This is a genomic window from Pseudomonas sp. MBLB4123 (assembly GCF_051904775.1).
GTDB lineage: Bacteria > Pseudomonadota > Gammaproteobacteria > Pseudomonadales > Pseudomonadaceae > Aquipseudomonas > Aquipseudomonas benzenivorans_B.
Genome location: NZ_CP196711.1, coordinates 2,645,370 through 2,661,950, shown reverse-complemented (window position 1 = coordinate 2,661,950; position 16,581 = coordinate 2,645,370). Strand labels below are relative to the sequence as shown.

The 16,581-nt window shown below is 65.5% G+C and carries 15 protein-coding genes; 12 read left to right on the top strand and 3 right to left on the bottom strand.

Translation table 11 applies throughout. The features are described 5' to 3' along the window. Positions 1–150: 150 nt before the first annotated feature. Positions 151–918, top strand: a complete 768-nt coding sequence (locus ACSX1C_RS12315; protein ID WP_439886359.1) for an FCD domain-containing protein — start codon at positions 151–153, stop codon at positions 916–918. 15 nt (positions 919–933) lie between these two features. Here the strand turns inward: ACSX1C_RS12315 and smpB are convergent, their stop codons facing one another. After that, complete coding sequence (gene smpB / locus ACSX1C_RS12310; protein WP_213639356.1) at positions 934–1,416, bottom strand: SsrA-binding protein SmpB; 483 nt, start codon at positions 1,414–1,416, stop codon at positions 934–936. A gap of 170 nt (positions 1,417–1,586) precedes the next feature. Between smpB and ACSX1C_RS12305 the strand changes: the two genes are divergently transcribed. Genes ACSX1C_RS12305 through ACSX1C_RS12295 form a run of 3 tightly spaced genes read left to right on the top strand, consistent with a single transcriptional unit; the run spans position 1,587 to position 3,772 of the window. Further along, complete coding sequence (locus tag ACSX1C_RS12305; protein ID WP_439886358.1) at positions 1,587–2,990, top strand: sodium-dependent transporter; 1,404 nt, start codon at positions 1,587–1,589, stop codon at positions 2,988–2,990. Positions 2,991–3,024: 34 nt separating this feature from the next. Continuing rightward, positions 3,025–3,459: a type II toxin-antitoxin system RatA family toxin gene (locus ACSX1C_RS12300; protein WP_213639354.1), complete on the top strand. Its 435-nt coding sequence runs from the start codon at positions 3,025–3,027 to the stop codon at positions 3,457–3,459. Then, entirely contained in the window at positions 3,452–3,772 is a 321-nt protein-coding gene (locus ACSX1C_RS12295; protein WP_439886357.1) for an RnfH family protein, read from the top strand. Before ACSX1C_RS12300 ends, ACSX1C_RS12295 begins: the two co-directional genes overlap by 8 nt. 59 nt (positions 3,773–3,831) lie before the next feature. Here the strand turns inward: ACSX1C_RS12295 and ACSX1C_RS12290 are convergent, their stop codons facing one another. Beyond that, positions 3,832–4,350, bottom strand: coding sequence for an outer membrane protein assembly factor BamE (locus tag ACSX1C_RS12290; RefSeq protein ID WP_439886356.1), 519 nt, complete (start codon positions 4,348–4,350; stop codon positions 3,832–3,834). Between the two features lie 97 nt (positions 4,351–4,447). Between ACSX1C_RS12290 and fur the strand changes: the two genes are divergently transcribed. Further along, positions 4,448–4,852, top strand: coding sequence for a ferric iron uptake transcriptional regulator (gene fur / locus ACSX1C_RS12285; protein ID WP_318644980.1), 405 nt, complete (start codon positions 4,448–4,450; stop codon positions 4,850–4,852). Between the two features lie 70 nt (positions 4,853–4,922). Here fur and recN read toward each other — a convergent pair whose 3' ends face one another. Beyond that, entirely contained in the window at positions 4,923–6,596 is a 1,674-nt protein-coding gene (gene recN / locus ACSX1C_RS12280; RefSeq protein ID WP_439886355.1) for a DNA repair protein RecN, read from the bottom strand. A 155-nt stretch (positions 6,597–6,751) separates the two neighbouring features. Between recN and grpE the strand changes: the two genes are divergently transcribed. The 7 genes from grpE (at position 6,752) to greA (ending at position 16,574) form a co-directional block, all read left to right on the top strand. Continuing rightward, entirely contained in the window at positions 6,752–7,318 is a 567-nt protein-coding gene (grpE, locus tag ACSX1C_RS12275) for a nucleotide exchange factor GrpE (protein WP_439886354.1), read from the top strand. Between the two features lie 100 nt (positions 7,319–7,418). After that, a complete protein-coding gene (gene dnaK, locus ACSX1C_RS12270; RefSeq protein WP_439886353.1) occupies positions 7,419–9,335 on the top strand; it encodes a molecular chaperone DnaK in 1,917 nt (638 codons plus the stop codon). Positions 9,336–9,506: 171 nt separating this feature from the next. Further along, positions 9,507–10,634, top strand: coding sequence for a molecular chaperone DnaJ (dnaJ, locus tag ACSX1C_RS12265; protein WP_439886352.1), 1,128 nt, complete (start codon positions 9,507–9,509; stop codon positions 10,632–10,634). Positions 10,635–10,708: 74 nt separating this feature from the next. After that, positions 10,709–11,512 carry a 4-hydroxy-tetrahydrodipicolinate reductase gene (gene dapB, locus ACSX1C_RS12260; RefSeq protein ID WP_439886351.1) on the top strand — a complete coding sequence of 268 codons (804 nt, stop codon included), beginning with the start codon at positions 10,709–10,711 and terminating at the stop codon, positions 11,510–11,512. 194 nt (positions 11,513–11,706) lie between these two features. Beyond that, on the top strand, positions 11,707–12,843 hold the full coding sequence (gene carA / locus ACSX1C_RS12255) for a glutamine-hydrolyzing carbamoyl-phosphate synthase small subunit (RefSeq protein ID WP_439886350.1): 1,137 nt from the start codon (positions 11,707–11,709) through the stop codon (positions 12,841–12,843). A 36-nt stretch (positions 12,844–12,879) separates the two neighbouring features. Further along, the gene (gene carB, locus ACSX1C_RS12250; protein WP_439886349.1) at positions 12,880–16,101 is read left to right on the top strand and encodes a carbamoyl-phosphate synthase large subunit; all 3,222 of its coding nucleotides are present in this window, start codon (positions 12,880–12,882) and stop codon (positions 16,099–16,101) included. Next, positions 16,098–16,574, top strand: coding sequence for a transcription elongation factor GreA (greA, locus tag ACSX1C_RS12245; RefSeq protein ID WP_318644988.1), 477 nt, complete (start codon positions 16,098–16,100; stop codon positions 16,572–16,574). Before carB ends, greA begins: the two co-directional genes overlap by 4 nt. Positions 16,575–16,581 lie beyond the last annotated feature (7 nt).

The following is a 16,581-nucleotide window of genomic DNA, read 5'->3' as shown; positions in this document are numbered from 1 at the left end:
GTAAGAGTGCATGCGCCGGCCTGTCAATTGGCGGGCTTACGACTTTGGTCGTGGGGGCTCGGCTTGTAAGGGGGCGGTGGGCGCTATAGGCTGGCCAGGCAAGTGTCTGAGCAGGCACGTAAAGCTGGTAAAACCAATGGGGAGCGGGTTATGGAAGTAGGTCAGGTGCGCCAGCGCCGTTTGTCGGACGATATCGTCGCTCAGCTGGAGACCATGATCCTGGAAGGCACGCTCAAGGCCGGCGAGCGGCTCCCGGCCGAGCGGGTGCTGGCCGAGCGCTTCGGCGTGTCGCGGCCGTCGTTGCGCGAGGCGATCCAGAAGCTGGTGGCCAAGGGGCTGCTGGTCAGTCGTCAGGGGGGCGGCAACTATGTGGCGGAGTCACTGGGCTCGACTTTCAGCGACCCCTTGCTGCACCTGCTGGAGAGCAATCCGGAGGCGCAACGCGATCTGTTGGAGTTCCGTCACACCCTGGAGGGTTCCTGCGCCTATTACGCCGCGTTGCGCGCCACCGAGCTGGACCGCGAGCGCCTGAGCGAGGCCTTCGCCGCCCTGCAGGACTGCTACAGCCGCAGCGGCAAGGTCACGCGCGTCGAGGAGGGGGCGGCCGATGCGCGCTTCCACCTGGCCATCGCCGAGGCCAGCCACAATGCGGTGTTGCTGCATACCATCCGTGGTCTGTTCGACCTGCTCAAGCGCAACGTGGTGACCAATATCGGCGGCATGTACGCCCAGCGTGACGAGACCCGCGACATGCTGATCGCACAGCACCGCGCGCTGTTCGAGGCGATCATGGCGGGGCATGCCGAGGAGGCGCGGGCGCTGTCCAACCGGCATATCGACTATGTGCAGGAAGTGCTCGCCGAGGTGCGGGAGGAGGCCCAGCGGGTGGCGCGGGCCCAGCGTCGCGGTTTGCGCTAGGGGCTGCGGCCTCTCTTACTCGTCCTTGCCCTTGCTGCGCATGGCGCGCTGCACTTCGCGGTCGGCGTCACGCTCCTTCTCGGTGTGGCGCTTGTCGAAGTCCTTCTTGCCCTTGGCCAGGGCGATCTCGCACTTGACCAGGTGCTGTTTCCAGTACAGCGACAGGGCCACGCAGGTGTAGCCCTTCTGCTGCACCGAGCCGAACAGCTTGTCCAGCTCGCGCTTGTTCAGCAGCAGCTTGCGCGTGCGGGTCGGGTCGGCGATCACGTGGGTGCTGGCGGTCTTCAGCGGGGTGATGTGACAGCCCATCAGCCAGGCCTCGTCGTCCTTGAGCAGCACGTAGCTGTCGACCAACTGGGCCTTGCCGGCGCGCAGGCTCTTCACTTCCCAGCCGGACAGGGCCAGGCCCGCCTCGAACTTCTGGTCGACGAAATAGTCGTGCAGCGCCTTCTTGTTCTGCGCGATGGTGCCTTGAGGGTGTTTCTTTTGTTTAGCCATAGGGCGCGCATTATAGGGAGTCGCCGACGCCGACGCCATGCGCCGGGCGGGGCAAAAACGCGGTTTTTCGCCGGCCTGCGGCGGGCCTTCGTTCGGGCCGCGCTTGAGCCGCTTTCATGAATCCCCGACAATGCGCGATCTTTTTCCCAATCAGAGCGAACGCATCGCACATGGCGAACGACAAGGTCTCGATTCACGGCGCCTGGGCCAGCCGCTGGGTCTTCATTCTCGCGGCGACCGGCTCGGCCGTAGGCCTGGGCAATATCTGGAAGTTTCCCTACATGACCGGGGTCTACGGCGGCGGCGCCTTCGTCGTCATGTACCTGATCTGCATCGCCCTGGTCGGTGTGCCGATCATGCTGGCCGAGACCCTGATCGGTCGGCGCGGCCGGCAGAGCCCGGTCAACGCCATGAAGAGTCTGGCCATCGAGGCGGGGGCCTCGCGACACTGGTCGCTGGCGGCGCTGATGGGCATGGTCGCCGCCTTGCTAATCCTGTCCTTCTACAGCGTGGTGGCCGGCTGGTCGCTGGAGTACATCCTCGGCATGGGCAGCGGGCGCTTTGAGGGCATCAGTGGCGAGGGCGCCGGTGCCGCATTCGGTGGCCTGACCAGCGACCCCTGGCGCCTGACCCTGTGGCATACGCTGTTCATGTTCCTCACCGCGCTGGTGATCGCCCGCGGGGTGGTGGCTGGCCTGGAGCGCAGCCTGCGCATCATGATGCCGCTGCTGTTCGTCCTGCTGCTGGTGCTGCTCGGCTACAGCCTGACCACCGGCTATTTCCGGCAGGGCTTCGACTTCCTCTTCCACTTCGACCCGAGCAAGGTGCAGGGCGGTATTCTCGCGGCCATGGGCCATGCCTTCTTCACCCTCAGCGTGGGAGTCGGCTCGATCATGGTCTACGGTGCCTATATGCCGAAGAGCGCCTCCATCGGGGGCACCGTCATGGCGGTGGGCCTGCTCGACACCCTGGTCGCGCTGACCGCGGGCCTGGCGCTGTTCCCCATCGTCTTCGCCGCCGGCCTGGAGCCGGGGGCGGGGCCTGGGCTGATGTTCGTCACCCTGCCGATCGCCTTCGGCAATATCGCCTTCGGCCAAGTGATGGGGCTGGTGTTCTTCATTCTGGTGGCGGTGGCGGCCTGGAGTTCGTCGATCTCCATGCTGGAGCCGGCGGTGGCCTACTTCGTCGAGCGCAGCGGGCGCAGCCGCGCCCAGGTGACGGCGGTGCTGGCGCTGCTGTGCTGGGTGGTCGGCATGGGCACGGTGCTGTCGTTCAATGTCGGTGCCGAGGCCAAGTTCTTCGTGTTTGGCGAGGAAGGCTTCCGTCTGTTCCAGTGGGGTGCCGAGGGCGGCAAGACCTTCTTCGACAGCATCGACTACCTGACCAGTCGCATCCTCCTGCCGCTGGGCGGCCTGGCCTTCGCCCTGTTCGCCGGCTGGGTGCTGAGCCGCGAAGCGCTGCGCGAGGAGCTGGCGGCGAAGAGTCCGCTGCTGTTCAACCTGGCCCTGTGGCTGATCCGGGTGGTCGCGCCGATCGGCGTGCTGGTCGTGTTCGTGGCCGAGCTGAGCAAATGAGCGCGGTCGATCCGATGAGCGAGGTGGCGGGCCTATGAGCACCCATATCCATCGTTCGGCCTTGCTGCCCTATCCGGCCCAGGCGCTGTTCGAGCTGGTCAACGATGTGGCGAGCTATCCGCAGTTCCTGCCCTGGTGCTCGACCAGCGAGGTGCTGGAGGTCAGCGAGACGCGCATGCGCGCCAGCCTGGCGGTGGCCAAGGGCGGGCTGAGCCAGCGCTTCGTCACCTGCAACAGCCTGGTGCCGGGGCAGTCGATCGAGCTGAATCTGGAGGAGGGGCCTTTCACCCAGTTGCACGGGCGCTGGGAGTTCAAGGCGCTGGGGGAGAAGGCCTGCAAGATCAGCCTGGACCTGACCTTCGACTACGCCGGTCCGCTGGTGCGGGCGACCCTCGGCCCGCTGTTCAACCAGGCCGCCAACACCCTGGTGGACGCCTTCTGTCAAAGGGCCAAGGAGCTGTATGGATAACAGAACCATAGTGGTCGAGGTGGTCTATGCCCTGGCCGACAAGCAGAAGCTGCTGCGCCTGACCCTGCCCCACGGCACCACCGTGCGCCAGGCGGCGCTGCAGTCCGGAATGGAGGCGCATTTCCCGGGGCTGGATCTGGCAAGCAGCCCCCTGGGGATATTCGGCAAGGCGGTGGCCAAGCCGGACGAGCGGGTGCTGGAAGACGGCGAGCGAGTGGAGATCTATCGCCCGCTGATCGCCGACCCCAAGGAGGTGCGCAAGCAGCGTGCGGCCCGGGCGGCGAAGGCCAAGGCCGAGGGACAGGACGCTTGAGGTCGCGGCGGCAGACATAAAAAAGCCCGGATTTTTCCGGGCTTTTTTGTGCGCGACGCTTATTGCGGTGAGCTTTCCAGTGGCTCGGGGGTGGGCACCGGCACGGTCTTGACGCTGTCCACCTCGCGCTGGATCTGCTCGAGCAGGGAGCCGGGCGCCGGCGGTGCGTCCTCGATCCGCGGCTTGTCGGCGGCGGTCGCGCTGGTGTCGCTGCCTTCGCCGAGGATTTCCTGGTCGCGGCTGACGCCCGGCATGAAGTCGCCGGCCAGGCCGATCAGTTGGTCGTTGCCGTCGAAGGCCAGGCTCACGCGCTCCTGCAGGCGCTGGCCGCCGCCCGGCTGGATGCTGTAGAGGTAGTCCCAGCGATTGCTGTGGAAGGTGTCGGTCAGCAGCGGGTTGCCCATGATAAACCGCACTTGGCGGCGGGTCATTCCGGGGCGCAACTGGTCTATCATGTCCTGCGTCACGACATTGCCCTGTTGGATGTCGATCTTGTAAACCCCGGGGAATGAGCAACCGGCGAGTGCGAAGAGCCCCGTGAAGGTGAGGCTGGTCAGCAGGAGCTTGGCATTTTGCATCGGTGGGTGACTTCCACTATCTTGGCTGGGCAACGTAAACCCGGATCATACCCGCAATAAGGGAAGCTGCGAAACCGCTTCCACGAGAAAGCAGACCATGGTTGAAAATAGCGAACTACGCAAGGCTGGCCTGAAAGTGACCCTGCCGAGGGTCAAGATTTTGCAGATGCTCGACTCCGCGGAGCAGCGCCACATGAGCGCAGAAGATGTCTACAAGGCGCTGATGGAGGCGGGCGAGGATGTCGGCTTGGCCACGGTGTATCGCGTGCTGACTCAGTTCGAGGCGGCGGGCCTGGTGGTGCGACACAATTTCGACGGCGGTCATGCGGTGTTCGAGCTGGCCGACAGCGGTCATCACGACCATATGGTCTGCGTCGACTCCGGTGAGGTGATCGAGTTCTTCGATCCGGAGATCGAGAAGCGCCAGAAGGAGGTCGTGCGCGAGCACGGCTTCGAGTTGGTCGATCACAACCTGGTGCTCTACGTGCGCAAGAAGAAGTAAACGCGTCGGCACCGCTCACGAAAAAGGCGACCCCTGGGTCGCCTTTTTCGTGTGTGCAGTTTGCCGCGTCTTATGCCTGGGCGCTGCCGACCATCTGCCGGGCGTGGGCCAGGGACTCCTCGGTGAGGTCGACGCCGCCGAGCATGCGGGCGATCTCCTCGACCCGCTGGCTGCGGTCGAGCGTGCTCACCGCCGTGCGCGTGGCGTCGCTGTCGCGCAGCTTGTGCACAAACAGGTGCTGATGGCCTTGGGCGGCCACCTGTGGCAGGTGGGTGACGCACAGCACCTGGCCGCGTTCGCCGAGGCGGCGCAGCAGTTGGCCGACCACCTCGGCGGTCGGCCCGCCGATGCCGACGTCGACTTCGTCGAAGACCAGGGTGGGTACCCGCGAGGTCTGCGCGGTGATCACCTGGATGGCCAGGCTGATGCGCGACAGTTCGCCGCCGGAGGCGACCTTGGCCAGGGGCTTGAGCGGCTGGCCCGGGTTGGCGCTGACCAGGAACTCGACCTGCTCCAGGCCGTTGGCCTGGGGCTCGTCGCTGGCGTTGGCGCGCAACTGGATGCTGAAGTGTCCCCCGGGCATGCCCAGGCTGTGCATTTCCGCCTCCACGGCGCTGGCCAGGCGCTGGGCCGCCGCGCTGCGCAGCTGGCTCAGCTCGCCGGCCTTGTCCTGGTAGTGGCGGGCATAGGCGGCGAGCTCCTCGCTCAGGCGCTCGACGGCCTGGTCGTCGGCGTTGAGGCTCTCCAGTTCCTCGAACAGCTGCTGTTGCAGGGCCGCCATGTCGTTGGGCTGGATGCGGTGCTTGCGCGCCAGGGTATAGATGCTGTCGAGGCGCTCCTCCAGTTGTTGCAGGCGCTCGGGGTCGGCATCGAAGTGGTCGAGGAAGCGGTTGAGCTCGCCGACCGCCTCCTCGACCTGGATCTGCGCGCTGGCCAGCAGGTTGATGGCCTCGTTCAGCGCGCCGGGCTGGCCCTGGAAGCCGCTGAGACGGTTGAGGCTGCCGGTCAATGCCGCCAGCACGTTGCCGGCGTCGTTCTCGCTGCATTGTTCGATCACCAGGCGACAGGCGCTGAGCAGGCTCTCGGCATTGGTCAGGGTCTTGTGTTCCTGTTCCAGCTGGTCCAGTTCCTGCTCGCCGAGGGCCAGGTTGTCCAGTTCCTCCAGCTGGTAGCTGAGCAGCTGGTGGCGGGCGCGCTGCTCGTCGCCGAGGCCGGACAGCCGCTCCAGCTCGCTCTTGGTCTGCTTCCAGCGCTGCGCGGCCAGCTGTACCTGGCGCGCCAGTTCCTGGCTGCCGGCGAATTCGTCGAGCAGGCGGCGATGGGTGTCGGCTTTGAGCAGGGACTGGTGTTCGTGCTGGCTGTGGATGTCGATCAGCAGCTCGCCCAGGGCCTTGAGGTCGCCCTGGGGGCAGGGTGCGCCGTTGATGTAGCCGCGCGAGCGGCCTTCGGCGGTGATCACCCGGCGCAGGATGCATGGGCCGTCTTGTTCCAGGTCGCGCTCGGCCAGCCAGGCGCGGGCCTCGGGGATGTCGTGCAGGTCGAAGCTGGCGAGGATGTCCGCCTTGTCCGCGCCGGGGCGGACCACGCCGCTGTCGGCGCGGTCGCCCAGGCACAGGCCGAGAGCGTCGAGCATGATCGACTTGCCGGCGCCGGTTTCGCCGCTGATCACGCTCATTCCGCCGTCCAGTTCCAGGTCGAGATGTTCAACGATGGCGTAGTTGTGTACGGACAGGTGCACCAGCATGGTGAGGCCCCTCGGAATGAAAGTCTGGTTATTTATACAGTGTTTGTTTTGTGCCTGACAATCCTCCCGCCACCCTTGAAGCGGGAAATTTCGGCCCCATATAGGCGGCAGGTGCGCGGGTTCCGGCCGGCGCCAAATTTTCAGAGGAGAGATGCATGGCAGACGAACAGACCCAAGATAACCAGCTTCCTGAGGTTTCCGCCGAAGTCGAGGCGGCGGGTGGCGAGTTGGATGCGCGTATCCAGGTTCTCGAGGAAGAGTTGGCTGCCGCCCAGGACAAGGCCTTGCGCATGGCGGCCGACCTGCAGAACGTGCGTCGTCGCGCCGAGCAGGATGTGGAGAAGGCGCACAAGTTCGCCCTGGAGAAGTTCGCCAGCGACCTGTTGCCGGTGGTCGACAGTCTCGAGCGTGGCCTGGAGCTGTCCAGCCCGAACGACGAGGCGATCAAGGCGGTGCGCGAGGGCATGGAGCTGACCCTCAAGCTGTTCCAGGACACCCTCAAGCGTTATCAGCTGGAAGTGGTCGATCCGGAGGGCGCGCCCTTCGATCCGGAGCACCACCAGGCGATGGCCATGCAGGAGAGTGCCCAGGCCGAGCCGGGCAGCGTACTCAAGGTGTTCCAGAAGGGCTACCTGCTCAACGGCCGGCTGTTGCGCCCGGCCATGGTGGTGGTCAGCAAGGCCCCGGCCGAGGCGCCACCGTCCATCGACGAGCAGGCTTGAAATTCGCCATCGAGCCCCCATTTGTTGAATCAAGCGTTTTAGTGCTACCGCGGCCGGCCTAGCGAGGCGGCGGGAATATCCAAGTTTCGGGAGAGTGAATATGGGCAAAATCATCGGTATCGACCTGGGGACCACCAACTCCTGCGTCTCCATCCTGGAAAACGGCAGCGTCAAGGTGCTGGAGAACGCCGAAGGCGCTCGCACCACGCCGTCGATCATCGCCTACAGCAACGATGGCGAGATCCTCGTCGGTCAGTCGGCCAAGCGCCAGGCGGTGACCAACCCGCACAACACCCTGTACGCGGTGAAGCGTCTGATCGGCCGTCGTTTCGAAGAGAACGTGGTGCAGAAAGACATCCAGATGGTCCCGTACAAGATCGTCAAGGCCGACAACGGTGACGCCTGGGTGCAGGTCAAGGACCAGAAGATGGCGCCGCCGCAGATCTCCGCGGAAGTGCTGAAGAAGATGAAGAAGACCGCCGAAGACTATCTCGGCGAGCCGGTGACCGAAGCGGTGATCACCGTGCCGGCCTACTTCAACGACAGCCAGCGTCAGGCCACCAAGGACGCCGGGCGCATCGCCGGCCTGGACGTCAAGCGCATCATCAACGAGCCGACCGCAGCGGCGCTGGCCTATGGCATGGACAAGGCCAAGGGCGACCACACCGTGATCGTCTATGACCTGGGTGGCGGTACCTTCGATATCTCGGTCATCGAGATCGCCGAGGTCGACGGCGAGCACCAGTTCGAGGTGCTGGCCACCAACGGCGACACCTTCCTCGGTGGTGAGGACTTCGACCTGCGTCTGATCGACTACCTCGTCGAGGAATTCAAGAAAGAAAGCGGCATGAACCTCAAGGGCGACCCGCTGGCCATGCAGCGCCTGAAGGAGGCCGCGGAGAAGGCCAAGATCGAGCTGTCCTCGAGCCAGCAGACCGACGTCAACCTGCCGTACATCACCGCCGACGCCAGCGGTCCGAAGCACCTGAACGTGAAGATCTCCCGTTCCAAGCTGGAGTCCCTGGTGGAAGACCTGGTGCAGCGCACCATCGAGCCGTGCCGCATCGCCCTGAAGGACGCCGGCATCGACGTGGGCTCGATCCATGACGTGATCCTGGTCGGCGGTCAGACCCGCATGCCGCTGGTGCAGAAGACCGTTGCCGAGTTCTTCGGCAAGGAAGCGCGTAAGGACGTCAACCCGGACGAGGCCGTGGCCATGGGCGCCGCCATTCAGGGAGCGGTGCTGGCCGGCGACGTCAAGGACGTGCTGCTGCTGGACGTGTCGCCGCTGACCCTGGGTATCGAGACCATGGGCGGGGTGATGACCGCGCTGATCGAGAAGAACACCACCATCCCGACCAAGAAGTCCCAGGTGTTCTCCACCGCCGACGACAACCAGAGCGCCGTGACCATCCACGTGCTGCAGGGCGAGCGCAAGCAGGCCTCGCAGAACAAGTCCCTCGGCAAGTTCGATCTGGCCGAGATCCCGCCGGCTCCGCGCGGCGTGCCGCAGATCGAAGTGACCTTCGACATCGATGCCAACGGCATCCTGCACGTCGGCGCGAAGGACAAGGCCACCGGCAAGCAGCAGTCCATCGTGATCAAGGCCAACTCCGGCCTGTCCGAGGAAGAAATCGAGCAGATGGTCCGGGACGCCGAGGCCAACGCCGAGGAAGACCGCAAGTTCGAGGAGCTGGCCACCGCGCGCAACCAGGGCGATCAGCTGGTGCATGCCACCCGCAAGATGCTCACCGAGGCGGGCGACAAAGCCACCGAGGACGAGAAGGCGGCCATCGAGAAGGCGCTGGGCGAGCTGGAAGTCGCGGTGAAGGGCGACGACAAGGCGGCCATCGAGGCTAAGATGAATGCCTTGTCCGAGGCGACCACGCCGCTGGCGCAGAAGATGTATGCCGAGCAGCCGCAGCCGGGCGCTTCCGCCGAGGCGGGCGAGCAGGCCAAGAACGCGGGCGACGACGTGGTCGACGCCGAGTTCGAAGAGGTCAAGGAAAACAAGTAAGCGCAGGCTTGGCCCACAAGGAGGTGGGAAATGCAGCAGGCCGCCGGGAGCGGCGGCTGCCAGCAGCTCCGTCCGGCGCGACAGGCGTCGCGTTTAGGAGGAACCGTCGCGCGGGAGCTTGCTCCCGCGTTGGCGTGTCTGGAGGAGGCGATTTGAGGGTGTTGAGGATCTATGTCTAAACGTGACTATTACGAGGTGCTGGGTGTCGAGCGCGGCGCCAGCGAGGCGGAGCTGAAGAAGGCTTACCGGCGCCTGGCGATGAAGCACCACCCGGACCGCAATCCCGACGACAAAGCGTCGGAAGAGAAGTTCAAGGAGGCCAACGAGGCCTACGAGGTGCTGTCCGACGCCAGCAAGCGCGCGGCCTACGATCAGTACGGTCATGCCGGGGTCGACCCGAACATGGGGGGCGGCGCCGGTGCGGGCTTCGGCGGGGCGAATTTCTCCGACATCTTCGGCGATGTGTTCAGCGATTTCTTCGGTGGCGGTCGTGGTGGTCAGCGCGGCGGTGCCCAGCGCGGCAGCGATCTGCGTTACACCCTGGAGCTGGACCTGGAGGAGGCGGTGCGTGGCACCACGGTGACCATCCGCGTGCCGACCCTGGTCAATTGCAAGACCTGCGACGGCTCGGGCGCCAAGAAGGGCACCAGCCCGGTGACCTGTACCACCTGTGGCGGTATCGGTCAGGTGCGCATGCAGCAGGGCTTCTTCTCGGTGCAGCAGACCTGTCCGCGTTGCCATGGCAACGGCAAGATGATTACCGACCCCTGTGGCAGCTGCCATGGTCATGGCCGGGTCGAGGAGCACAAGACCCTGTCGGTGAAGGTGCCGGCCGGTGTCGATACCGGCGATCGCATCCGTCTGTCCGGCGAGGGCGAGGCGGGCGCCATGGGTGGCCCGGCCGGTGACCTCTACGTGGTGGTCAACGTGCGCGAGCACTCGATCTTCCAGCGCGACGGCAAGCACCTGTACTGCGAGGTGCCGATCAGCTTCGCCGACGCGGCCCTGGGCGGCGAGCTGGAGGTGCCGACCCTGGATGGCCGGGTTAAGTTGAAGATTCCCGAGGGTACCCAGACCGGCAAGCTGTTCCGCCTGCGCGGCAAGGGCGTGGCGCCGGTGCGTGGCGGTGGCGCCGGCGACCTGATGTGCCGGGTGGCGGTGGAGACGCCGGTCCATCTGGACCGGCGCCAGCGCGAGCTGCTCGAGGAGTTCCGCCAGTCTCTGGCCGGCGACAGTTCCCACTCGCCCAAGGCCAATGGCTGGTTCGAGGGCGTCAAGCGCTTCTTCGGCGATCTGTAATTAACCGGCCGGGCCCGGGGGTGAGTTTGTGCTCCCGGGGCCGGTTTCCGGCTTCCAGCTTGGAGCTTGTAGATATGCAGCGTATTGCAGTGATGGGCGCCGCCGGGCGCATGGGCAAGACCCTGATCGAGGCGGTGCGGCAGGCCGAGGGCGTCGCCCTGAGTGCGGCGGTCGACCGGCCGGACAGCAGTCTGGTGGGTGCCGACGCCGGCGAACTGGTCGGGGTCGGCAAGATCGGAGTAACGCTGTCCGGCGAGTTGGCGGCGGTGCTGGACCAGTTCGATGTGCTGATCGACTTCACCCACCCCTCGGTGACCCTGAAGAACCTGGAGCTCTGCCGCCAGGCGGGCAAGGCTATGGTCATCGGCACCACCGGTTTCACCGCGGAGGAGAAGCAGCAGCTGAACGATGCGGCCAAGCAGATTCCCATCGTCTTCGCTGCCAACTTCAGCGTCGGCGTCAACCTCTGCCTCAAGCTGTTGGACACCGCGGCGCGGGTGCTGGGCGACGAGGTGGATATCGAGATCATCGAGGCCCATCACCGGCACAAGGTGGACGCCCCCTCCGGCACCGCCCTGCGCATGGGCGAGGTGGTGGCCGATGCCCTGGGACGCGACCTGCAGAAGGTCGCGGTCTACGGGCGCGAGGGGCAGACCGGCGCTCGTGCGCGCGAGACTATCGGCTTCGCCACGGTGCGTGCCGGCGATGTGGTGGGCGACCACACCGTGCTGTTCGCGGCCGAGGGCGAGCGGGTGGAGATCACCCACAAGGCCTCCAGCCGCATGACCTTCGCCAAGGGAGCGGTGCGCTCGGCGTTGTGGCTGCAGGGCCGGGCCGCAGGCCTGTACGACATGCCGGACGTGCTGGGGCTCGACTGAGCGCCCGCGAGGCGGGTAGAGGGCGTATCTGGCGGTGGACCGAAAGGCCGCCTTCCTGTAAGCTTCCCGCTTTAGTGTGTCCACTAAAAGTTACGCAGAATGAATCAGATAAAAAAGCGGGGTGACGGTCGATACGTCATCCCGCTTTTTTACAATCTGCGTTTGCTTCAAGCCTTGATCGACGGGAGGTCTTCTTGACTAAGCCAGCCATACTCGCCCTTGCTGACGGCAGCATTTTTCGCGGCGAGGCCATCGGTGCCGATGGCCATACTATTGGAGAGGTGGTGTTCAATACCGCCATGACCGGCTATCAGGAAATCCTCACCGATCCCTCCTATGCCCAGCAAATCGTCACCCTGACCTACCCGCACATCGGCAACACCGGCACCACGCCGGAGGATGCCGAGTCCAACCGGGTCTGGGCCGCCGGCCTGATCATCCGCGATCTGCCGCTGATCTCCAGCAACTGGCGCGACAAGCAGCCGCTGGACGAGTACCTCAAGGCGAACGGTACCGTCGCCATCGCCGGCATCGATACCCGCCGCCTGACCCGCATCCTGCGCGAGAAGGGTTCGCAGAACGGCTGCATCCTCGCCGGCGCCGATGCCACCGAGGAGAAGGCCCTGGAGCTGGCGCGCAGCTTCCCCGGCCTCAAGGGCATGGACCTGGCCAAGGTGGTCAGCTGCAGTGAGCCCTACGAGTGGCGCGAGAGCACCTGGAACCTGAAGGAGGACAGCCATCCGCAGATCCCGGCGGCCGAGCTGCCCTACCACGTGGTCGCCTACGACTACGGGGTCAAGCTGAACATCCTGCGCATGCTGGTGGCGCGCGGCTGCCGCCTGACCGTGGTGCCGGCGCAGACCCCGGCCAGCGAGGTGCTGGCCCTGAGCCCGGACGGCGTGTTCCTGTCCAACGGCCCGGGCGACCCCGAGCCGTGCGACTACGCGATCCAGGCGATCAAGGACGTGCTGGAGACCGATATCCCGGTATTCGGCATCTGCCTCGGCCATCAGCTGCTGGCCCTGGCCTCCGGCGCCAAGACCCTGAAGATGGGCCACGGCCACCATGGCGCCAACCACCCGGTGCAGGACCTCGACTCGGGCGTGGTGATGATCACCAGCCAGAACCACGGCTTCGCCGTGGACGAGAGCAGCCTGCCGGGCAACGTCCGCGCCATTCACAAGTCGCTGTTCGACGGCACCCTGCAGGGCATCGAGCGCACCGACAAGGTCGCCTTCAGCTTCCAGGGCCACCCCGAGGCGAGCCCCGGCCCGCACGACGTCGCGCCGCTGTTCGACCGCTTCATCGAAGCCATGGCCAAGCGCCGCTAAGCCACGCCGACTGACCCAAGGATTCGAGTAAGACACATGCCAAAACGTACAGACATCAAAAGCATCCTGATCCTCGGCGCCGGCCCGATCGTCATCGGCCAGGCCTGCGAGTTCGACTACTCCGGCGCCCAGGCCTGCAAGGCCCTGAAGGAAGAAGGCTTCCGCGTCATCCTGGTGAACTCCAACCCGGCCACCATCATGACCGACCCGGCCATGGCCGATGCCACCTACATCGAGCCGATCAAGTGGTCGACCGTGGCCAAGATCATCGAGAAGGAGCGCCCCGACGCCCTGCTGCCGACCATGGGTGGCCAGACCGCGCTGAACTGCGCCCTGGATCTGGAGCGCCATGGCGTCCTGGAGAAGTTCGGGGTCGAGATGATCGGCGCCAACGCCGACACCATCGACAAGGCCGAGGACCGTTCGCGCTTCGACAAGGCGATGAAGGACATCGGCCTGGCGTGCCCGGTTTCCGGCATCGCCCACAGCATGGAAGAAGCCTACGGCGTGCTGGAGAAGGTCGGCTTCCCCTGCATCATCCGCCCGAGCTTCACCATGGGCGGCACCGGCGGCGGCATCGCCTACAACCGCGAGGAGTTCGAGGAAATCTGCGCCCGCGGCCTGGATCTGTCGCCGACCAACGAGCTGCTGATCGACGAGTCGCTGATCGGCTGGAAGGAATACGAGATGGAGGTGGTCCGCGACAAGAAGGACAACTGCATCATCGTCTGCTCCATCGAGAACTTCGACCCCATGGGGGTGCACACCGGCGACTCGATCACCGTCGCCCCGGCGCAGACCCTGACCGACAAGGAATACCAGATCCTGCGTAACGCCTCCCTGGCGGTGCTGCGTGAGATCGGCGTGGAAACCGGCGGCTCCAACGTGCAGTTCGGCATCTGCCCGAACACCGGACGCATGGTGGTGATCGAGATGAACCCGCGGGTGTCGCGTTCCTCGGCCCTGGCCTCCAAGGCTACCGGCTTCCCCATCGCCAAGATCGCCGCCAAGCTGGCCGTGGGCTACACCCTCGACGAGCTGCAGAACGACATCACCGGCGGTCGCACCCCGGCCTCGTTCGAGCCGGCCATCGACTATGTCGTGACCAAGATCCCGCGTTTCGCCTTCGAGAAGTTCCCCAAGGCCGACGCCCGCCTGACCACCCAGATGAAGTCGGTGGGCGAGGTCATGGCCATCGGCCGCACCTTCCAGGAGTCGGTGCAGAAGGCTCTGCGCGGCCTGGAAGTCGGCGTCGCCGGCTTCGATCCCAAGCTCGACCTCAACGACCCGGAAGCCGAGAGCGTGCTCAAGCGCGAGCTGACCGTGCCGGGCGCCGACCGCATCTGGTTCGTCGCCGACGCCTTCCGTGCCGGCAAGAGCGTCGCCGAAGTCTTCGAGCTGACCCGCATCGACGAGTGGTTCCTGGTGCAGATCGAGGATCTGATCAAGGACGAGGAGCGGGTCAAGACCCTCGGCCTGGCCAGCATCGACCGCGAGCTGATGTACAAGCTCAAGCGCAAGGGCTTCTCCGATGCGCGCCTGGCCAAGCTGCTCGGCGTCACCGAGAAGAACCTGCGCAGCCAGCGCCACAAGCTCAAAGTGTTGCCGGTGTTCAAGCGCGTCGACACCTGCGCCGCCGAGTTCGCCACCGATACCGCCTACATGTACTCGACCTACGAGGAAGAGTGCGAGGCCAACCCGTCCGCCCGCGACAAGATCATGATCCTCGGCGGCGGTCCCAACCGCATCGGTCAGGGTATCGAGTTCGACTACTGCTGCGTGCACGCGGCGCTGGCCATGCGCGAAGACGGTTACGAGACCATCATGGTCAACTGCAACCCGGAAACCGTCTCCACCGACTACGACACCTCCGATCGCCTGTACTTCGAGCCGGTGACCCTGGAGGACGTGCTGGAGATCGTCCGCGTCGAGCAGCCCAAGGGCGTCATCGTGCAGTACGGCGGGCAGACCCCGCTGAAGCTGTGCCGCGCCCTGGAAGAGGCCGGCGTGCCGATCATCGGCACCAGCCCGGACGCCATCGACCGCGCCGAAGACCGCGAGCGCTTCCAGCAGATGGTCGAGCGCCTCAACCTGCGCCAGCCGCCGAACGCCACCGCGCGCAGCGAAGACGAGGCCCTGGCCGCGTCCAAGGCCATCGGCTATCCGCTGGTGGTGCGCCCGTCCTACGTGCTGGGCGGCCGCGCCATGGAAATCGTCTATCAGGAAGACGAGCTCAAGCGCTACATGCGCGAGGCGGTGCAGGTGTCCAATGACAGTCCGGTGTTGCTGGATCACTTCCTCAACTGCGCCATCGAGGTGGACGTGGATGCGGTGTGCGACGGCGAGACCGTGGTGATCGGCGCGATCATGCAGCACATCGAGCAGGCCGGCGTGCACTCCGGCGACTCGGCCTGCTCCCTGCCGCCCTACTCGTTGCCGGCGCACATCCAGGACGAGATCCGCGAGCAGGTCAAGAAGATGGCCCTGGAGCTCGGCGTGGTCGGCCTGATGAACGTGCAGATGGCCGTGCAGGGCGAGGACATCTTCGTCATCGAGGTCAATCCGCGCGCTTCGCGTACCGTGCCGTTCGTTTCCAAGTGCATCGGCGAGTCGCTGGCCAAGGTGGCCGCTCGGGTCATGGCCGGCAAGAGCCTGGCCGAAGTCGGCTTCACCGAGGAAATCATCCCGCCCTTCTACAGCGTCAAGGAGGCGGTATTCCCCTTCGCCAAGTTCCCCGGCGTCGACCCCATCCTCGGCCCGGAGATGAAGTCCACCGGTGAGGTCATGGGGGTCGGCGACAGCTTCGGCGAGGCCTTCGCCAAGGCCCAGCTGGGGGCCAGCGAGATCCTGCCGAACAGCGGTTGTGCCTTCATCAGTGTGCGCGAGGACGACAAGCCGGCCGCCGTGCAGGTCGCTCGCGACCTGGTCGAACTGGGCTTCGAGGTGGTCGCCACCGCCGGCACCGCCCGGGTCATCGAGGCGGCTGGCCTGCCGGTGCGCCGCGTGAACAAGGTGACCGAGGGGCGTCCGCATGTCGTCGACATGATCAAGAATGACGAGGTCACCCTCATCATCAACACCACCGAGGGGCGTCAGTCCATCGCCGACTCCTACTCGATTCGTCGTAACGCCCTGCAGCACAAGATCTACTGCACCACCACCATCGCGGCGGGTCAGGCGATCTGTGAGGCGCTCAAGTTCGGTCCCGAGAAGACCGTGCGCCGGCTGCAGGATCTGCATGCAGGAATCCAGGCATGAATAAATACCCGATGACCGTCCAGGGCGCGCGCGCCCTGGAGGAAGAGCTGGCTCATCTGACCAAGGTCGTTCGTCCCAAACTCAGTCAGGACATCGGCGAGGCGCGCGAACTGGGCGACCTCAAGGAGAACGCCGAGTACCATGCCGCTCGCGAGCAGCAGGGCATGGTCGAGGCGCGCATCCGCGATATCGAGGGGCGTCTGCAGAACGCCGTGATCATCGACGTCACCACCATCGCCCACACCGGCAAGGTGATCTTCGGAACCACGGTGGAGATCGCCAACGTCGAAACCGACGAGAGTGTGGTCTACAAGATCGTCGGCGAGGATGAGGCCGACATCAAGCAGCGCAAACTGTCGGTCAGCTCGCCCATCGCCCGCGCCCTGGTGGGCAAGGAGGAGGGCGATGTGGTGGCGGTGCATACGCCGAGCGGTCTGGTCGAATATGAGATCGTCGAGGTTCGCCATATCTGAGCGACAG

Bases quoted from the DNA above. Each gene is read 5' to 3' on its own strand.
- ACSX1C_RS12315 (WP_439886359.1), top strand. From the start codon at position 151: ATGGAAGTAGGTCAGGTGCGCCAGCGCCGTTTGTCGGACGATATCGTC.
- smpB (WP_213639356.1), bottom strand. From the start codon at position 1,416: ATGGCTAAACAAAAGAAACACCCTCAAGGCACCATCGCGCAGAACAAG.
- ACSX1C_RS12305 (WP_439886358.1), top strand. From the start codon at position 1,587: ATGGCGAACGACAAGGTCTCGATTCACGGCGCCTGGGCCAGCCGCTGG.
- ACSX1C_RS12300 (WP_213639354.1), top strand. From the start codon at position 3,025: ATGAGCACCCATATCCATCGTTCGGCCTTGCTGCCCTATCCGGCCCAG.
- ACSX1C_RS12295 (WP_439886357.1), top strand. From the start codon at position 3,452: ATGGATAACAGAACCATAGTGGTCGAGGTGGTCTATGCCCTGGCCGAC.
- ACSX1C_RS12290 (WP_439886356.1), bottom strand. From the start codon at position 4,350: ATGCAAAATGCCAAGCTCCTGCTGACCAGCCTCACCTTCACGGGGCTC.
- fur (WP_318644980.1), top strand. From the start codon at position 4,448: ATGGTTGAAAATAGCGAACTACGCAAGGCTGGCCTGAAAGTGACCCTG.
- recN (WP_439886355.1), bottom strand. From the start codon at position 6,596: ATGCTGGTGCACCTGTCCGTACACAACTACGCCATCGTTGAACATCTC.
- grpE (WP_439886354.1), top strand. From the start codon at position 6,752: ATGGCAGACGAACAGACCCAAGATAACCAGCTTCCTGAGGTTTCCGCC.
- dnaK (WP_439886353.1), top strand. From the start codon at position 7,419: ATGGGCAAAATCATCGGTATCGACCTGGGGACCACCAACTCCTGCGTC.
- dnaJ (WP_439886352.1), top strand. From the start codon at position 9,507: ATGTCTAAACGTGACTATTACGAGGTGCTGGGTGTCGAGCGCGGCGCC.
- dapB (WP_439886351.1), top strand. From the start codon at position 10,709: ATGCAGCGTATTGCAGTGATGGGCGCCGCCGGGCGCATGGGCAAGACC.
- carB (WP_439886349.1), top strand. From the start codon at position 12,880: ATGCCAAAACGTACAGACATCAAAAGCATCCTGATCCTCGGCGCCGGC.
- greA (WP_318644988.1), top strand. From the start codon at position 16,098: ATGAATAAATACCCGATGACCGTCCAGGGCGCGCGCGCCCTGGAGGAA.